The following is a 16,910-nucleotide window of genomic DNA, read 5'->3' on the forward strand; positions in this document are numbered from 1 at the left end:
CTCAGAGGCGCGGCGAACTATCCAAGGTCGGAGGGCTGCCCCACCGCAGCGCCAGAACTCCGCCTCAGAGGTTGAGCGACGGCCGGAGGAGTCTCGGCGTTCGCCCGCGAAGAAAGATCAGGGATCGGGGTGCGGCTCTTGTAGCTGCTTGATCAACAGCTGCTGAACCCTCCCGATCAGCTGGATGCGGATATTCGGAGCCCACATCCGTTGCCAGTACTCAACCCAGCGAACCTCTCGGATTCGCCCCCGTTCGTGGATCATCCAGAGCACGGTGTCGGCTTCGCTCGCCCACAGCTTCGCGCGGTAGCGCACCACCGCGTTTGTCTCGTCCAGCTCCACCGAGAACGGAAGTTTCCGCTCAGGCTGCTGGCTGATGGGAATCTCGAACTGGACGACGGTGACCGTCATGCGTCTGACCGTGCTGCATGCCAGTCCGCGAGGATAGCCGCAGCCTTGCTGCGCTGGATTTCCTTCCAGCCGGCCGTCTGCTGGCGCCACAGCTCTTCCCATCGGGTCGAGCGGAGGACACCTCCGGCATGTTCGACCCGTCCGATCTTCCGCGGCATGCCACCGTCGCGCTGCATCCAGATGGAGGCGTACTGTCCGCTGGCCTTGCCGACGAGGGACAAGGTGGTGCCGCCCTCGGTGGTCCACTCGCCCAGGACCTCGGGCAGCTCGCGTTGATCTTGCTCGGTTGGTGGAACTACTCGTAGGCTGGTATTTGGCATCAGAGGTTCGCCCTTCTGGTGTCGCTGCAATGGCGGGCCGCTGACCAGTCGCTCTCACACATCCGGGCAGCGGCCCGTATGAAGTTGTGAACAGTCGCCCTAGGCGTCTCGGCGCTACCCGGTCCACTCGCTGGGTCGATCGGACCGAACAACGGCCGGATCAGTTGAGACGTCCAGACGACCGTCCCGCCGCGCGGGCGGCGAGACACGGCCGGATCGGCCCGTTTTCCCACGTCAGTGGGCTTTCGGGACGGCGGCCGTATCTGTAGTGTGGGACACGGCAAGATCACGATCAAGAATCTCAATGGGACAAGACCGGTCCGGACCGCTTGTCCAATTCGACCGGTCGAGGAGGCGACGTGCCCAAGCCGCTCAAGACCCTGGAGCCGTGGAGGAGCGTCGACCATTGGGTCGGTGCCGAGCTCCGCCACCGCCGGACTGCGGCCGAGTTGGATCAGCCTGAGCTAGCAGCTCGGGCGACCGTGTCGACCTCGCTCATCAGCAAGCTCGAACTCGGTCAGCGCTCGCTCCAGTTGGACATCGCCAAGAAGCTTGATGAGGTGCTCCACTCGGACGGCTTCTTCGTTCGAGCCATGCCGCTCGTGGAAGGCCAAAGAGACAAGGCCACTGCCGAACTGGACAACCCGCTAAACGCGGGCCCGCTTCTTGGCAAACATGCTGGGCTGCGAGGCATGCTGGGGCAAGCTGACCAGTCCATGACCGAGGAGCCCGAGGTGAACCGCAGAGAGTTCTTGGCGAGTACCGGCGCGTGGGCTGCGCTGCTCGCCACGGGGACCACCCGCATGCCGGGTCTCGCAAACTTGATCGCCGTCGTGCTCGACACGGCACCGACCTACTCCGGTGACCTCGCAACTCTGGATGCGCTCGAAGGCGGATTTGCTCTCGCCAAGCGGGAGTATCAGGCCTGCAAGTACCGCGAGGTGCTCGAACGGCTGCCGGGTCTCGTGCAACAACTGCACCTGGCGGAGGGCGAAACGACGGACGCAGATCGCTTGGCGGCCCTGCGGGCCAACGCGTATCAAGTCGTCGCGGGCGTCATGTTGAAGCACTCCGAGCAGACCCTAGCGACCCTGGCCGCCGACCGCTCCATGACATCGGCGAACCTCTTGGGCGACCCGATCGCGGTGGCCTCGAGCGCCCGAGCGGTCACCCACGTATTGCTGCGCACCGGATATGCCGACGTCGCGGCCGACTTCGCGGCCAAGCAAGCGAGCCTGCTTGAATCCGAGGCTCGAACTCCGGTGAACCTCTCTGTCCAAGGCGCGCTGCTCCTACGAGGAGCCGTGGCCGCCGCGGACGCCGGCAGGCGAGCGAAGTCTTCGGAACTGCTCGACGCTGCCGACGTCGCGAGCGCGCAGCTTGATGACGCGGACAACCTGCGCGGCACGGGATTCAACCGGGTGAACGTCTCCCTGCACCGTGTCCGTATTGCCATTGCCCTTGGCGACGCTGGCCGGGCAATCGAGATCGCTCGGGACATCGACATGACCTCGATCAACTTGGTGGAGCGCCAAGTGAGCCTGGCAATCGACGTAGCGCGAGCGTTCGCCTTGTGGGGTCGGTATGAGCGAGCCATGGACACGCTGTACTACGCCGAAGCCACTGCCCCGCAGGAGGTCCGCGTACGAAAGGGTGTGTCTGAATTGCTGACAACGATCGAGGGCGCGGCACCTCCCTCGATTCGCTCTCACGCCCGTGAGTTCGCCAAGAAGTTGGCGACCGTATGAGCAGGGTCGTCTACCTGATCGTCTGCGGCGCTGGTCCCGCGCCGCACGCAGGTGAGTTCATCGCGGCCGCGAAGGCTAAGGGCTGGGACTGCCACGTGATCACGACGCCCGCGGGGCGCGGGTTCGTGGACGTCCAGGCGCTCGAGGAGGCTTCAGGCAACCTGGTGATTTCGGAGCACCGCCGGCCAGGTACGCCGCGCCGGGGGCGACCTCCAGCTGATGCAGTGGTGATAGCTCCCGCGTCGGCTAACACGATCTGCAAGTTGGGGGCCGGGATTGCGGACACCTACGCGCTGGACATCGCTTCGGAGTGCATTGGACTCGGTGTGCCCATGGTGGTGGTGCCGTTCGTGAACTCGGCACTCGCCGGGAGGGCGCCGTATCAACGTGCCGTGACTGCGCTGAACGACGAAGGTGTTGCGGTACTTGGGATCGAGCCGCATGAGCCGAAGCAAGGTGGAGAGCAGATCACGAGCTTTCCATGGCAAGCAGCCCTTGAGCGGATCGGTTCGTTAGAACGCACGCACTTGTCAGAAACCCCATACCTGCAGCCACGGAGGACAAGCACATGGAGGACCCAACTCAGTTCTGGATGCTCTTTTGGACTGCGACGACCGCTGCAGCCACTATCGCCACCGCGATCTCGACGTCATGGGTGCTCTGGCTTCGTAGGAGGGAGCGGCCCGAACCCGACTGGATCATCCATGGGGAGGCTGTCTCGGCTGACGAGGAAAGTATCCGACGCGGAGAGAAGCCGACAATCCTCGGAAGACTCAACAACGTTGGCGACGGGAGGGCGTTTCAAGTTTCACTCACAGGAATCAATTGCGAGGCGAAGGCAACCGAAGAGCAAAAAGGTCATCCTCTCGCTCGTGCTGGAAAAATTCCTGTTGTTGCTCTGATCGAGCCCGGAGCAAGCGTCCGAGTTTCAATAAGTTGGGATCCCGACGAATGGCCTGACGCCAAGGTGAAAATCTCCTGGATATCTCCACCTACTCGTCTTCGTAAAGGCAATTCCACTACCATGACGCTCCGAGAAATTGGGCGATTCATTTCATTACCCCTGGGGTGTTCGACAGTAGGCCGAAGCTAATCCTCGCAGAGTGCGATCCTTTCTGGCGGATCATCACCCGGCACCTTCGGGGTGTTCACGAAGATGTCTGGAATCCAGTAGCCATTATCGAGCTTGTTCCAGACTGGCCAGTCCTCGTCGTACCGAGGTGACACCTCACCATCTGCGAACTCCTCTGCGGTCATGACCTCTCCGTTGCGCTCCTGGCAAACGATGTTGAGGTCCTCACCCTCCGGCAGCGCTTCACCCGGCACGGCATCCCGTGAAGGTCCGGCGTTGGTGATCGCTCCTACGCCGTAGGTGTAGGCGACCTCGTACTGGGTCGAAGCTGGCACGACCGCTGAGTCATCCCCTTCGCCGGGAGTCTCAGAACCGGTGTCTGAGCTAGCGCTGTCCGCCAGCAACTTGCCCGCGAATGCGGAGAGTCCCACCGCGAGGGCCAAGATCAAGGCGGTAATGACGACTCGATTTTTCGGCCAACCAGACGACCGCGCCAAGTTCGAAGGTGACGCAGCCGGCGGGGGCATCGGGGTCGGTACTTCGGGAGGCGGCGGCTGGACCGGTGCAGGTTGGGCTTCCCAGTGGCGCGCATACCTTGAGCTCAGCGTCTCCCGGACTTCAGGGCGTGCCACGTAGACCTTGACCGCAGACAACAGCGCAAGGACACACTCGTCCTCGCGACGCTCCCCAGTTTTCGCCGAGGCTGCCGCCAGCCACAGTGACGCTCGCAGTCGTCGATGGTTGCGTTCGCCCTGGTTGTCGTCCTTCTCGATCAGCTCTGACCATCGCCATGTGGCGTTCTGCATTTCAAGGTGCGTCCTCAATTGGATGAAGCGATCTTCGTCTGAGATCCCCAGTAGCTCACCGGCTGCCGCAACCTTGAAGCAGTCGTCCAAGCTCTGGCGCGACTTACGTATGTCGGCGCGCCGGTTGAACGCCGTCTCTTGTTGCTCACCAATCACCTGGGTGAGCACCTCCCTGACAAGCGTTGCCTGCCAACCCGTCAGGCCATGCTCCGGTACCACGATCGCAGACACGCCAAGCTCATCCAGAATGACCTTGGCGAGCGCCTGACACCCGTGTAGCGAAGTTGGAGTGACGCCGACAGCTGCGAGACCGCGCAGGTTGTCGACAGCGGTTGGTTCACGGTCTGCGGCTTGTCCGTCTACAGACATCCCCCGAAGCTCCTTTGAGTACGTGCCTGAGGTAATCAATACCTCACGGACGGTCCTCCTGGCTAGAGCAACCTCGTGCCAATTCAGATAACGGTCACCTTGACATAAATACCCTAATCAGGCATAAGTAAGTACAGGCTGGCCTTCTACGTCAAAGGAGGCCGCAGTGAGAAATCTAGGTGAAGCCGCAGCCCAGTCGTTTCAAGACTTCGTCGTCGGATTCGACGGTCTTGGGCTCAACGAGGACGGCTCTCTCGACGCCAGGATCACCGGCGACCTATGTCTCGCCGACTACATCGCCGCATGGCTGACTGAGGGCGAGGGTCTGCGCATCTGCTGCGGCAGCCGGGAGATGTTCCTGGAGACCATCATCGCAATCACCGAGGCGTGGGCTGGGGACCCCGAGCTCTTGTACTACGTCGCCGGACAGGGCCGCATCATTCCCCGAACCGTGGATTCCGTCTTCGGCGAGGATGGTTTCGATCATCGAATCCTTGAGCCGTATTGGTTCGAGCGGATCACGTACGACTCACAAAGCAAGACGACCGCACCGAATCACTAGTTCACAAGCCACAGGCCAGCCTGCCCGCTCATCGAGCGGGCTTTCTCTTGTCCTCGGACCGTCGATTTGCTGTCCTCCACCTGTCCTACGACTGTCTTTGCAGGTGGTACAGGGACATACCAGGGACATTTTTGACGCTCCTTAAAGAGGCGTGGATAAAGGAATCACGCACTCAAACGAGAGGAGCAAGAAATGTCAGAGCTGAGTCCACGCCTCGGTGACGCCCTTGCGTCGCTACGCGGAGACGGGCAGACCTCCCGCCTCAAGAGGGAGGTCGCGCGTGAAGTAGACCGTGAGCAGGGCGCCGCCGTCGTGCGGGCTGCCCGCGTCGATGGCCGCGCTCTCGTCGCCCATGTGGCGCTCGCCAGCACGGCGGCGCTGAGCAACGAAGAGGCCCTGTACATCCAGGCCGCGCCGCTGGGCGAAGCCCGGTACAAGGCCATCGTCGATGCCTTCGCCATCGCCGTCGCGAACGAGGTCGGTCACCCGTGACCACCTTCATCGTGGTGCTGGTCCTCATCCTCATTCTCGGCGGTGTCGTAGACGGATGGATCCTGCACCAGTACTGGCACGAGGAGAGGGAGCGCGAGCTTGGTGCTCGTGAAGCCGTCCTCGAGGAACGGTGGCAGGCGCTAGAGCAATCGCAGCGGGTTCACCTCGCGTTCTGGCGGGCGCGAAACCTGATGCGGGACGAGGCCATCAAGGCGCAGCGGGACAAGTTCGGGGACATCACGTAACTCGTCCTTCCATCTCCGGCCGCCTCGATCTGGGGCGGCCGGTCACCAAGCTCAACCACACTCACTTAGGAGGAGTCATGTGCCGAGGCGTACTCGGAAGCAGATCGTCGGCAAGCGCGAGGACCACGAGCGCAGCGAACGTGAAGCGCAGATGCAGGAGCTCGGGAGCGAGCTTCACCGCGACCACGAGTTGAACGAGGCCTTCAGCGGGCCGAAGCGGCGTCGTCGGGCGTCCGCCGCAGAAGAGAAGGACTAGGAACCAGTGGGCAGGTGCGCGCCGCGTACGTGCCCACTTCTCGTGGAAGGAAGTATACGAGGTGAAATGCATCAGGTGCAGCCCCGTGGTGATGCCGGGATGAGCGAGAGGCCGAAGGTGCCGCCCGCCGGCCGCGTCCTTGGGTGGGTGCTCGTGGTGGTTGCAGTAGCGTTCGCGGCCCGCATGGTATGGGAGATCCTGCGCCCGCTGGTGCCGGTGTTGATCGCGCTGCTGGCGGTTGGCATCGTCTACCTGCTGATATTCCGGCGGTGGTTCAGCTGAGTTTCCGTTGTGGACAATACTGTGGTAGGAGCCTGCCGATCGGTGTTGTGAAAGCTGCCAAGTCCCTTTACCGCCGAGTTGTCAAGGCTCACAATAAGAAATGTAGCGAGGGCCTGGGCGCTCGGGACGGAATTCGTCCGGCATCACCAGCGCAGAGATCGCCCCTCGCGTCACGTCTGCTGGTCGTTCCCGGGTCTCGCCGATGCACCCCTGAGCCTTCATGTGGGGTGTGTTCGTGGTGCCCCAAAGACTCTCGAGCGACTGGCTTTTCCCGAAGCGTCATCAACAACGTCACAAGGAGAGGAGGTCGCCTATGAGCAAAGAATCAACGGGACCAGTACACGTCACAGGGGAGGAACGGGAACGACCAGAGATCAGGAAGCTGGCCCGCGCCTGTTTGGAGCTGGCACGCATCGAGATCCAAGCGCAGCATCACCAGGAGCTGCCGCCCGGGGAGGAGAGCGTTCGACCGCGCTCCGAGCCCGAGGACCCGGGAGCCGCGCAATGAGTGAGCTGCGCTGGTTCGACCTCACCCCGCCGCGGGATCTCGATCTCGAGACCGTGACGACCCTCCTTCGTCCGCTCGCCCATCGGCCGCGCGTCGGGTGGCTTCACACAACGCCGCCGGTCGTCCTGGAACTCTGGGGCGAAGGTGAACGCCTCGGCTGGCGGCTTGGGGTAGATGCCCGTGTACTTGGGCATGTAGCCGAAACCTTCCATGCCCACCTGCCACGTCTTGGCATGGCTCCGGTTTCGCCGGAGATTCGTCGGCCGCTCTCGCTTGCTGCGGACGTCCGGCTTTCAAGTCTGGCCGCTCCGCTTCGACTGGATACGGCCGGAGGCACCAGCGCGCAGTTGACCGAGGTTCTCGCCCAACTCACCGGGGATGAGACGGCCTGCCTGCAATGGGTGCTCGGTCCGTCCCAGGGCCGCACCCAACCATCGGGGCCGCTGAACCTGGCGGAGTCGTTGGGACTGCGGGCTCCTTCGACGTCGGACGCCCGAGCCCAACGCTCGTGGCAGCAGAAATCTTCGGAAGCCCTGTTCGCTGCTCAAGGACGGATCGGGGCGATGGCTCGAAACCCTCAGCGAGCGCGAGCGATCATCGGGCGTATCGGTAGTGCACTCAAACTGGCGAACAGCCAACATGCCGCGCTCACTTTCAGCCGGCCGACCGCGGCCAGGGCGCTGCGGCAGCACCATGCGGTCTCGCCGGTGGTCAGCTGGTCCTGCGTTCTCAACGCTGCCGAGCTGGCGGCGCTTCTGGGCTGGCCGGTTCAGGACAGGCTGCCGGAGACGCTGCCAGTGATCGGCGGGCACATCTCGGAGGTGCCGAACAAGCTCCTGACAAACGAAGACGATCGGAAGGCCACTCACCACCGGACGCTCGGCGAGAGTCTGCACCCTGGGCAGCGGGGCCGGCTGGTGGTCGTACCGCCTGCGACGAGCCTGCATCATCTGCACGTCATCGGGCCGACAGGTTCGGGCAAGTCCACACTCCTGTGTGGGCTTTCTCTAGCCGACATCGAAGCTGGGCGCTCGGTGCTCGTGGTTGAGCCTCGTGGCGATCTGGTGCGTGACTTGCTCGCGCGGATTCCTGAGCATCGCCGTAAAGACGTCGTAGTAATCGACCCTGCGGGCGAGCGCAGCGTGGGGATCAACGTGCTTGGTGGGGATCACTCAGGTGCAGAGCGACGGGCGGATCAGATCGTCCATCTGCTTGCGGAGATGCACGGGCCGAACTTCGGGCCGCGCACCACCGACGTGGCGCTGCATGCGCTGGTCGCGGTGAGCCGACTCAAAGACGGCACCATCTGCGACGTGCCCATGCTGCTGACCAACCCAGCGTTCCGGCGACGGGCACTCGCAGAAGTTGGTGACCCGCTCACTCTCGGCCCGTTCTTCGCCTGGTTCGACGGACTCTCGGAAGGTGAACGCGCCCAGGTGATCGCGCCGCTGCTGAACAAGTTGCGAGCACTCACGAGCCGCGAGACCACCCGCCGAATGCTCGGCCAGACTGCACCGAAGTTCGACCTGGAAGAGTTGTTCACCAAGCGTCGGATCGTGTTGGTGAACCTTAACCGTGGACTCCTCGGATCGCCTGCGGCGAACTTGCTGGGTGCGCTGCTGCTGAGCCAAGTTTGGTCGGCGGCGCAGCGGCGCGCGGCTGTACCGCAGGAGAAGCGGCATGAGGTGATGATGGTCGTTGACGAGTTCCAGGATTACCTGCGACTCTCTGGCGGCCTCGACTTCGGGGACGCGCTCGCGCAGTCCCGAGGGCTGGGGGTCGGATGGACGCTGGCGCATCAGCATCTGAACCAGCTCAGTCTGAATCCGAGGGCCGCAGTCCTCGCTAACGCCCGATCACGCGTGACCTTCCGACCCGCAGCTGAGGACGCCAAGGCGCTAGCCGCGTCGCTCGGTGGTGACCTCACGGGCGACGACCTCTTGCGCCTGCGTGCCTTCGAGGCGTGTGCACAGCTTCTTCTTGATCGTCACCCCACCGCGCCATTCTCGGTGAAGACCCAGCCGCTCCCCCCGTGGGTGAGCGACCCGGATGAAGTCCAGCACGAGAGCGAGTCGCGCTACGGTGTCGACGGTGCCGAGCTGGACCGCGCGCAACTTGAACGTTGGGAAGGCGGTGACCTGCCGCCTGTCGGTCCCATCGGGACGAAGCCAAGGAGGTCGGCATGACCGATTGGCCTACCTACAGGGGTGAAACTGGGGCTACCGGTCGGACTGCCGATCGCGCTGAGCAAGGGGTGGCCCCGACGTGCGAAATCAGCTCACAGGACACAACGACTCTTGAGCCGTCTGGTGAGCACTCTCCGACGACTCGTCCCGCGCGCGGCCGGGTGGAGCGGCTGCGACAGAAACTCAGCGAACGAGACTTCGCAGTCCTGCGTTCGCTTCACAAGTTGCGACTCCTTACTGGTGCTCAGATCGCGCGACTTCACGTAGCGGGCGGGTCGAGGGCGACGCAGGCGCGGCGGACACGGGCTTTGCTTCAGCGGTTGAGCGAGCTCAACGTCGTGGTGCGTCTTGGCCAACGCGTCGGCGGCGTGCGAGCTGGATCGGCAGGGTTCATCTACGGGCTGTCCGGCTACGGGCAAGCTGTGCTGGAGGTTGATGGCCCGACCGGCAAGAAGCGGCGACGGGTATGGGAGACCAGTCCGCCCCACCAGCGGCACGTGCTGGCCGTCTCGGAGTTGTTTGTCCAGCTGGTCGAGGCGGATCGAGACGGTCGTGTGGACCTTCTGGAGTTCCAGCCTGAACCGACATGTTGGCGTCGGTTCCCGGGGGCTGCCGGTGGCGTCGTGACCCTCAAACCTGATGCAGCGCTCCGTCTTGGCGTGCGAGCCGTTGAACTGTCGGTCTTCATCGAGGTCGACATGGGCACCGAGAGCACTCCGACGCTCACCAAGAAGTGCCAGTCCTACATCGCTTACTGGCGCAGCGGCATCGAGCAGCAGGCACACGATGTCTTCCCAGTGGTGCTGTGGCTGGCCGAGGCCACACGACGCGCCGACCAGCTCTCCGAGGTAATCCGGCGACTACCGCATGAAACCCAAGCGCTGTTCCGCGTCGCTCTGCTCAGCGAAACCATCCATCTGCTTAGCGCCGAAGGAGGCGAACAATGAACCTCGGCCCCGACCATCTCCCGCTGAGGCGCATCCTCCTCGGTGACGCACGCGAACGGTTGGCCGATCTGCCCGCGAACAGTGTGGACTGCGCGATCACCAGCCCGCCCTACTTCGCTCTTCGCGACTACGGCCACCCGGAGCAGATCGGCTTGGAGAGCGACGTGGACGGCTGGGTACGCGCACTCGTGGATATCTGCCGCCGACTCGCCCGCGTTCTCAAACCGGGCGGCGCCCTGTGGTTGAACGTCGGCGACGGCTACAGCAACCACGTCCGGCAAGGTGCACCCCCGAAGGGCCTGCTGCTTGGGCCGCAGCGCTTGGCTCTGGTGCTGGCCGAGGACGGCTGGATCATGCGCAACCAGATCATCTGGGCCAAGACCAACCCCATTCCATCGAGCGTGGCTGACCGCTTCAGCTGCGGATACGAGGTGCTGTTCCTCCTGGTGCGATCACGGCACTACTTCTTCGACCTCGACGCTGTTCGAGTTCCACCTCGTTCTCGGGCCGGCCGCCGGACCGACGTCGAGGGTTACCGCTACTTGCCCGAGGAGGCGCTGCCGGAGGGTGGCGGCGTCGATGACAACCGCGGGCTCAACCGCATGAAGGGCGCGGGCAAGGTGTCGCATCCCTTGGGCAAGAACCCCGGCGACGTCTGGCAACTGTCCACTGCGGCCTATCGAGGCGAGCACTTCGCCACCTTCCCGCTGGGACTGGTGGAGACGCCGCTACTCGCAACGTGCCCCGAGAAGGTGTGCGCGGAATGCGGCACACCCTGGCTGCGAGCCAAGGTGGATCGCGACCGGCAGCCGCCACAGCTCGGCGAACTTCGCCCAGGTTGCACGTGCGATGCGGAGACGGTGCCGGGCGTGGTGCTCGATCCGTTCATGGGCTCGGGGACGGTGGCGCTGGCTGCGGAGATGCACGGGCGGGACTGGATCGGCTGTGAGCTTAACCCGGTGTACGTCGCGCTGGCTCGACAGCGCTTGGCGGAGTGGCGGGCCGAGCATCGCTCAGCTACCGAGCGGGAGGGCTGCGACCCGTGAGGTGTTCAGGGGCTCGTCGGGGGCCTGCGGCTGAGAATCGTCATCTCTACAGGGAGATGGCCAGCCGCACCACACCGAGGAGGAGCGTTATGGAGCCCAAGAGTTCGGGCATCAAGACGCTAGGCATCAAGCTGCCGGATGAACTGCACGCGCAGTTCACGCTGGTGGCCCAGCTGGACGGGCTGTCCCTCGCCGATGCCCTGCGGCGCGCGGTCGAGGAGTACGTAGCCCGCAAGCGTGCCGAAGGCGACTTCGCCGCTCGTGCCGCTGCTGCGCTCGAGGAGATCGAGCGCGAGGCGGCGGCCCGGCGCGACGCCATCCAGGCGCTGTTCGGGTCTGAGACTCCGGCGAGCGCAGAGGCGAAGACGACGCCTCGTCGCAAGAGCAACCAGAGCTAGAACTTTCTGCTCAGGTCAGGGGTGAAGAGTGGCGTGCTAGCCCCTCTTCACCCTCATTTCCCGGACGGCGCTTCGACTGTGTTCGATTCGCTCCGAAGCGATTGAGGCTGGATCAAAGTAGCTTCCTTCCAGAATTTCTCGATCGTAGCGACGTACGACCGCTGCAAAGATGAAGGTAGAGGGTAGATCACGGTGAGATGACTATGAATACCCGTAAGCGAAGTCCCTAGAAGGGAGACTGTTTTATCCTCGCTGATTATGCAACGGTCATGCAGGTTAGTGCTCGTGGAATACCTCACTTCCAATCGGTCCTTCACCTCAGCCTGAAGATCATGCAATGCGGAAGCAAGCAGTTGGATCGGTCCCGCCTTCTTCTTCGGCGGGTGCTTCGGTTCCTTGACCAGGACTCTTGTAATTTTGGTGCTCCGAAGAAGCCACGGAAGCATGTCTGGAAGAAAATAGGGGTCGACAAGTAGGCCCGCTCCAGCTTCGCTTGTGAATCGAGTTAGCTGGGTGACAGGGAGGCCACTCTCATCTTCTGAGGAGTTGAGAACTTCGCAAACTTGCGTGGCCTCATCCGAGATGCCAGTGAGCATCCGATGGGCTTGTAGAACGTGGCGACCAAGATCAGTAATTATCAATCCATTATCACCATGCGCGACCCAACCAGAATTCAAGAAGAAGTCGACGACTTGCTCCGGCTCACGACGGTACATCATGAGTCTCTGCATTCTCTCGATTGAGGACTCGTATTTCTCGTCTGATGGCATCGGAGTGGAAGAGTAGCCGTCGATTGCGAGCGGATGGGGCTCGTGACCTACGTCATTTAGTGCCGAAATTAGAACTAGGGACCGATACGTCACGTTCGACATGATGGGTGAGTTGCTCATGGCGGAACTATAGCCCACGACTCGATTGAAAGCTGTCAAATCCACAGCTCCCAAGAGTCGAAAAGGCTGAAATAATAAATACATGGGAATGTATTTATATGAACAAAATCGTGTCTGGCGGGGACGTTTTCCCAGGTGTACCCTGCCTGGACTGAGACGCGGATAGACGCGTTCTCGTGAGAGAAAGGAGAATCGGCATGAAAGAAGAATCGTCGTACACGGATCAAGGAATGGATCTTGATCTCACCGGAATCGCGGAGAGCACCCGCATTCGGAACACCAGAACCGCTCGATACCAGGGCAAGCGCGAGCTGCTTATCGAACAGCTCAACGACCCCTCCGGCGGCCTCGGTTCACTGGTTCGCGAGCTACAAGGTGAGGAGCCGCCGTCGCTTGACCACGTGCTCCGAATCGTCATCTACCTGCGGGTGAGCACCGAGGAACAGGCCCGCGTCGGGGGCGAGATGGAGGGCTACTCGATCCCGGCGCAGCGTGAGGCATGCCTGCTCAAGGTGCGACAGCTCGGTGGCATCCTGGTCGAGGAGTACGTGGACGCTGGTGAGTCAGCCAAGTCCGCCAACCGCCCGCTCCTCCAGAAGATGTTGCGCGAGTTGAAGTCTCGCCGAATCGAACGTCGTCGTGCACAAGATCGACCAGCTCGCTCGCAACCGAGCGGACGACGTGGAGATAAACGCCGCGATTGCTCGGGCGGGGGCCAAGCTCATCTCGGTGTCTGAGCCGGTGGACGAGACGCCTGCAGGGCGACTGCTTTACAACATGATGGCCGACGTGGCGCAGTACCACTCGGACAACCTCGCCGTGGAAGTCCTCAAGGGTATGGACGGCAAGGCTAAAGCCGGAGGCACGCCGTACCGAGCGCCGATCGGGTACCTCAACCACCGCGAGTTTCGGGACGGGGCGGACATCCGCACGATCATCGTTGACCCCGAGCGCGGGCCGCTGGTGCGCTGGGCGTTCGAGCAGTATGCCCTTGGCGACTGGGCCATCCGGCAACTGGTCGACGCGCTCAACGCCCAAGGGCTGCGGACTCGCGCCACCCGCAAGCGCACCGCGAAGCCACTCACCATCAACGGCGTCCACCACATGCTGCGCAACCCCTACTACATGGGGGTCGTCCCCTATCGAGGTATCTACCACGAAGGCAAGCACGAGCCACTAGTGAGCAGCGAGACGTGGCTGCGCGTCCAAGACGTGCTTTCAGCCCATCGCCTCACCGGGGAGAAGGAGCGCAAGCACCCGCACTACCTCAAGGGCACGATCTTCTGCGGTGAGTGCGGCGCACGCCTCATCTACTCCGAGAACACCGGCAAGTCCGGTGGCGTCTACGTGTACTACGTCTGCCTGTCGCACCTGACCAAGCGCCAGCCCTGCACCCGCAAATACGTACGACTGGACAAAATCGAGCCCGCCATCGAGGACTTCTACCGCTCGTTGCGGCTGCCAGCCGACCGGGCCGAGATGATCCGCGCAGGCGTCATGAAGGAGCTCGAAAGCGAGCGCGAAGAGGTTGCCCAGAACAAGCGCCGAGCCGAGAAGCGGCTCAAGGACGCCGAAGAACAACGCGCCAAGCTGATCCAGGCTCACTACGCCGGTGCGGTACCGCTCGACCTCATGAAGGGCGAGATGGCCCGGCTCACGCGGGACATTGACGAGGCACGGCAGGCGATCACGGACGCAACGAGAAACGTCACGAACCTGGAGGACACGCTGGATCTCGCCCTGGAGATGGCGAAGGACTGCGCCAACCAGTACCTCGCAGCCAACCCACGCATCCGGAGATTGATTAATCAAGGGCTGTTCAAAAAGCTCTACATCGGCGAAGACGGCGCCGTGGACCGCTTCGAGATGACCGAGCCGTTCGCTACGCTCCTTGATCCGGAGCTGTTGGAGGACCTTGCGAGCGCTGAGCCGGCCACTTCCATTCGCGGCGAGGCGACAGCCGAGCTGCCGCCAGCTACGGATCATGGGGACGAGGCACGGGCCTCGCTCTCACACATGTTCACATGCGAAAAACGGACAAAAAAGAACCAGCCGGACGTTTCGTACGTCCGGCTGGGTTCAAACATGATTACTCTGGTGCGCGAGGGGGGACTCGAACCCCCACGTCCTAGGACACAGGAACCTAAATCCTGCGCGTCTGCCAGTTCCGCCACTCGCGCGCAGCGCGGCGCGGCGGATCGGAAGGATCAGTCGCCACTCGCGCCAGCAGTGGCCGGCGGCATCGTCGCCGATGCGCCGGGTGCCGTGCCGGGTGGTCCGGCGATGGGCAGCAACTAGTGTTTCACACGCGTCAGGGGTCCCGTAGTCTGGTGGGGATGACTCGACCTGACAAGCGCGCCGCCGATGAGCTGCGCCCCGTGAAGTTCACCCGCTCCTGGACCGACCACCCCGAGGGCTCGGTGCTCGTTGAATTCGGCCGCACCCGGGTGCTCTGCACCGCGACGGTGACGCCCGGCGTCCCGCGCTGGCGCCGCGGGTCCGGCGAGGGCTGGGTGACCGCCGAGTACTCGATGCTCCCGCGGTCCACGCACTCGCGCTCCGACCGCGAGTCGATCCGCGGGAAGATCGGCGGCCGGACCCATGAGATCTCGCGTCTCATCGGCCGTTCCCTGCGCGCCTGCATCGACTTCAAAGCCCTCGGCGAGAACACGATCACGCTCGACTGCGATGTGCTGCAGGCGGACGGCGGGACCCGCACAGCCGCGATCACCGGGGCCTACGTGGCCCTGCACGACGCCGTGGACTGGCTCAAGGAGCAGAAGATCGCCCGCAAGCCCGACAAGATCCTGACGACCTCGGTCGCGGCGATCAGCGTCGGCGTGGTCAACGGCGTGCCGGTGCTCGACCTTCCTTACGAGGAGGACGTCGCCGCTTCGGTCGACATGAACGTGGTCTGCACCGGCGAAGGCGACTTCGTCGAGGTCCAGGGCACGGGCGAGGAGGCGGTGTTCAACCGCGCCGAGCTCGACTCGCTGCTGGACCTGGCCCTCAAGGGCTGCAAGGAACTCGCCGGCCTCCAGGCCCGGACCCTGCTCTCGCCATGAGGGTCCTGCTCGCCACCCGCAACGCCGGGAAGATCGACGAGCTGCGGGAGATCCTCGCCGAGGCCGCTCCGCACATCGAGCTCGTCGGCCTGAACGCCGTCGCCGACTACCCCGAGACCCCCGAGACCGAGCTGACGTTCGCAGGGAACGCGCTGCTCAAGGCCCATGACGGTGTCAAGCACACCGGGCTCGCGACGATCGCCGACGACTCCGGTCTCGCCGTTGACGCCCTCAACGGGATGCCCGGCGTGCTCTCGGCCCGCTGGGCCGGCAGCGCCAAGGACGACGCGGCGAACAACGCGCTGCTGCTCGACCAGCTCGCGGACGTCCCTGACGGCCTGCGCGGCGCGAAGTTCGTGTGCGCCGCCGCGATCGTCTGGCCCGACGGGCGCGAGCTCGTGGTCCACGGCGAAATGCACGGGACCGTGGGACGTGAACCGAAGGGCGCCAACGGCTTCGGCTACGACCCGCTCTTCACCCCCGACGGCTTCGACCGCACCAGCGCCGAGCTCACCGCGGCGGAGAAGAACGCGATCTCCCACCGGGGGAAGGCATTCCGGGAGCTTGCGAGCGGAATCTGAGGCTCTGCCGCGAGCTTGCGAGCGGAATCTGAGGCTCTGCCGGGAGCTTGCGACCGGAGTCTGAGGCTCTGCCGAGAACTTGTGAACGGAATCTGAGGCTCGCGAGCCTGCGACTGGCATCTGAGCCACGGCTGGGAGCTTGCGACCTAAAACTGAAGCACCGCAACACCTGAGCGTTGCGATTGAGGCGGCCCTAGGGCCGCCTCTTCGCTTACCGGTTCTTCAGCAGCTCGAGGGCTTTGTCCGCGTGGGCGTTCATGTTCAGCTCGCTCTTGAACGCACCGAGGATGACGCGGCCCTCGCCGATGACGAAGGTCTTGCGCTTGGTGGCGATGATGCCGAGCTTGCGGCGCACGTCGAAGGCCTCGGCGATCTTCCCCTCCGGGTCGGACAGGAGCGGGTAGCCGAAGGAGTGCTTGGCGGCGAACGCGGCCTGGCGGTCGACCGTGTCGTTGGAGATGCCGACCGGGGTGGCGCCGGCAGCCTCGAAGTCGGCGGCGAGGTCGCGGAAGTGGCAGGCCTCGGCGGTGCAGCCCGGTGTCATCGCCTGCGGGTAGAAGAAGAGCACGACGGGGCCGTTCTCGAGGAGCTCGTCGAGGCTGCGGGGCGTCCCCGTCTCGTCGTCGAGGGTGAATGCGGGGGCGGTGTCTCCGGTGTCCATGGAGCCGAGTGTATCCGCGCGTCCGCGAATCGAATCGTTCCTTGCCGGGCGGCCGGATACCGTTG

The 16,910-nt window shown here is 63.7% G+C and carries 18 protein-coding genes, 1 tRNA gene and 1 pseudogene; 14 read left to right on the forward strand and 6 right to left on the reverse strand.

Features of this window, described 5'->3' with window-relative positions:
- Positions 1-117: 117 nt before the first annotated feature.
- Positions 118-411 carry a hypothetical protein gene (locus tag QWI33_RS14215; protein ID WP_289957810.1) on the reverse strand — a complete coding sequence of 98 codons (294 nt, stop codon included), beginning with the start codon at positions 409-411 and terminating at the stop codon, positions 118-120.
- The gene (locus QWI33_RS14220) at positions 408-731 is read right to left on the reverse strand and encodes a hypothetical protein (protein ID WP_289957811.1); all 324 of its coding nucleotides are present in this window, start codon (positions 729-731) and stop codon (positions 408-410) included. The genes QWI33_RS14215 and QWI33_RS14220 overlap by 4 nt, the downstream gene beginning before the upstream one ends.
- A gap of 359 nt (positions 732-1,090) precedes the next feature.
- Between QWI33_RS14220 and QWI33_RS14225 the strand changes: the two genes are divergently transcribed.
- Both QWI33_RS14225 and QWI33_RS29385 read left to right on the forward strand, forming a co-directional pair.
- Positions 1,091-2,479, forward strand: a complete 1,389-nt coding sequence (locus QWI33_RS14225) for a helix-turn-helix domain-containing protein (RefSeq protein ID WP_289957812.1) — start codon at positions 1,091-1,093, stop codon at positions 2,477-2,479.
- Positions 2,476-3,381 carry a flavoprotein gene (locus QWI33_RS29385; RefSeq protein WP_353895473.1) on the forward strand — a complete coding sequence of 302 codons (906 nt, stop codon included), beginning with the start codon at positions 2,476-2,478 and terminating at the stop codon, positions 3,379-3,381. Before QWI33_RS14225 ends, QWI33_RS29385 begins: the two co-directional genes overlap by 4 nt.
- A 187-nt stretch (positions 3,382-3,568) precedes the next feature.
- On the opposite strand, the gene QWI33_RS14230 is transcribed toward QWI33_RS29385, so the two are convergent.
- Positions 3,569-4,726: a hypothetical protein gene (locus QWI33_RS14230; RefSeq protein WP_289957813.1), complete on the reverse strand. Its 1,158-nt coding sequence runs from the start codon at positions 4,724-4,726 to the stop codon at positions 3,569-3,571.
- 166 nt (positions 4,727-4,892) lie between these two features.
- On the opposite strand from QWI33_RS14230, the gene QWI33_RS14235 reads away from it, so the two are divergent.
- From QWI33_RS14235 to QWI33_RS14275, 9 genes are all read left to right on the forward strand, one after another.
- Positions 4,893-5,288: a hypothetical protein gene (locus tag QWI33_RS14235; RefSeq protein WP_289957815.1), complete on the forward strand. Its 396-nt coding sequence runs from the start codon at positions 4,893-4,895 to the stop codon at positions 5,286-5,288.
- A 354-nt stretch (positions 5,289-5,642) separates the two neighbouring features.
- Positions 5,643-5,780, forward strand: a complete 138-nt coding sequence (locus tag QWI33_RS14240) for a hypothetical protein (protein WP_289957816.1) — start codon at positions 5,643-5,645, stop codon at positions 5,778-5,780.
- Positions 5,777-6,025 (forward strand): hypothetical protein, encoded by a 249-nt coding sequence (locus tag QWI33_RS14245; protein WP_289957817.1) that lies wholly within the window; start codon positions 5,777-5,779, stop codon positions 6,023-6,025. Before QWI33_RS14240 ends, QWI33_RS14245 begins: the two co-directional genes overlap by 4 nt.
- A gap of 79 nt (positions 6,026-6,104) precedes the next feature.
- Positions 6,105-6,281 carry a hypothetical protein gene (locus QWI33_RS14250; protein WP_289957818.1) on the forward strand — a complete coding sequence of 59 codons (177 nt, stop codon included), beginning with the start codon at positions 6,105-6,107 and terminating at the stop codon, positions 6,279-6,281.
- A gap of 66 nt (positions 6,282-6,347) precedes the next feature.
- The gene (locus QWI33_RS14255; RefSeq protein WP_289957819.1) at positions 6,348-6,563 is read left to right on the forward strand and encodes a hypothetical protein; all 216 of its coding nucleotides are present in this window, start codon (positions 6,348-6,350) and stop codon (positions 6,561-6,563) included.
- A 504-nt stretch (positions 6,564-7,067) separates the two neighbouring features.
- Entirely contained in the window at positions 7,068-9,257 is a 2,190-nt protein-coding gene (locus QWI33_RS14260) for a type IV secretory system conjugative DNA transfer family protein (RefSeq protein ID WP_289957820.1), read from the forward strand.
- On the forward strand, positions 9,254-10,204 hold the full coding sequence (locus QWI33_RS14265) for a replication-relaxation family protein (RefSeq protein WP_289957821.1): 951 nt from the start codon (positions 9,254-9,256) through the stop codon (positions 10,202-10,204). Before QWI33_RS14260 ends, QWI33_RS14265 begins: the two co-directional genes overlap by 4 nt.
- Positions 10,201-11,250, forward strand: coding sequence for a DNA-methyltransferase (locus tag QWI33_RS14270; RefSeq protein ID WP_289957822.1), 1,050 nt, complete (start codon positions 10,201-10,203; stop codon positions 11,248-11,250). Before QWI33_RS14265 ends, QWI33_RS14270 begins: the two co-directional genes overlap by 4 nt.
- 89 nt (positions 11,251-11,339) lie before the next feature.
- On the forward strand, positions 11,340-11,648 hold the full coding sequence (locus QWI33_RS14275; RefSeq protein WP_289957824.1) for a ribbon-helix-helix domain-containing protein: 309 nt from the start codon (positions 11,340-11,342) through the stop codon (positions 11,646-11,648).
- Positions 11,649-11,701: 53 nt separating this feature from the next.
- Here QWI33_RS14275 and QWI33_RS14280 read toward each other — a convergent pair whose 3' ends face one another.
- Positions 11,702-12,538, reverse strand: coding sequence for a hypothetical protein (locus tag QWI33_RS14280; protein WP_289957825.1), 837 nt, complete (start codon positions 12,536-12,538; stop codon positions 11,702-11,704).
- A 464-nt stretch (positions 12,539-13,002) separates the two neighbouring features.
- On the opposite strand from QWI33_RS14280, the pseudogene QWI33_RS29390 reads away from it, so the two are divergent.
- A pseudogene (locus QWI33_RS29390) lies at positions 13,003-13,924 on the forward strand (recombinase family protein); the annotation flags it as partial.
- 709 nt (positions 13,925-14,633) lie between these two features.
- Here the strand turns inward: QWI33_RS29390 and QWI33_RS14295 are convergent.
- Positions 14,634-14,718, reverse strand: a tRNA-Leu gene (locus tag QWI33_RS14295).
- 156 nt (positions 14,719-14,874) lie between these two features.
- Here QWI33_RS14295 and rph point away from each other — a divergent pair.
- Entirely contained in the window at positions 14,875-15,603 is a 729-nt protein-coding gene (gene rph, locus QWI33_RS14300; protein WP_270116194.1) for a ribonuclease PH, read from the forward strand.
- Positions 15,600-16,184 carry an RdgB/HAM1 family non-canonical purine NTP pyrophosphatase gene (gene rdgB, locus QWI33_RS14305; RefSeq protein ID WP_289957828.1) on the forward strand — a complete coding sequence of 195 codons (585 nt, stop codon included), beginning with the start codon at positions 15,600-15,602 and terminating at the stop codon, positions 16,182-16,184. The genes rph and rdgB overlap by 4 nt, the downstream gene beginning before the upstream one ends.
- 211 nt (positions 16,185-16,395) lie before the next feature.
- Here the strand turns inward: rdgB and QWI33_RS14310 are convergent, their stop codons facing one another.
- Complete coding sequence (locus QWI33_RS14310) at positions 16,396-16,845, reverse strand: peroxiredoxin (RefSeq protein WP_289957829.1); 450 nt, start codon at positions 16,843-16,845, stop codon at positions 16,396-16,398.
- Positions 16,846-16,910: the final 65 nt, after the last annotated feature.

Source organism: Glycomyces tritici (genome assembly GCF_030403505.1).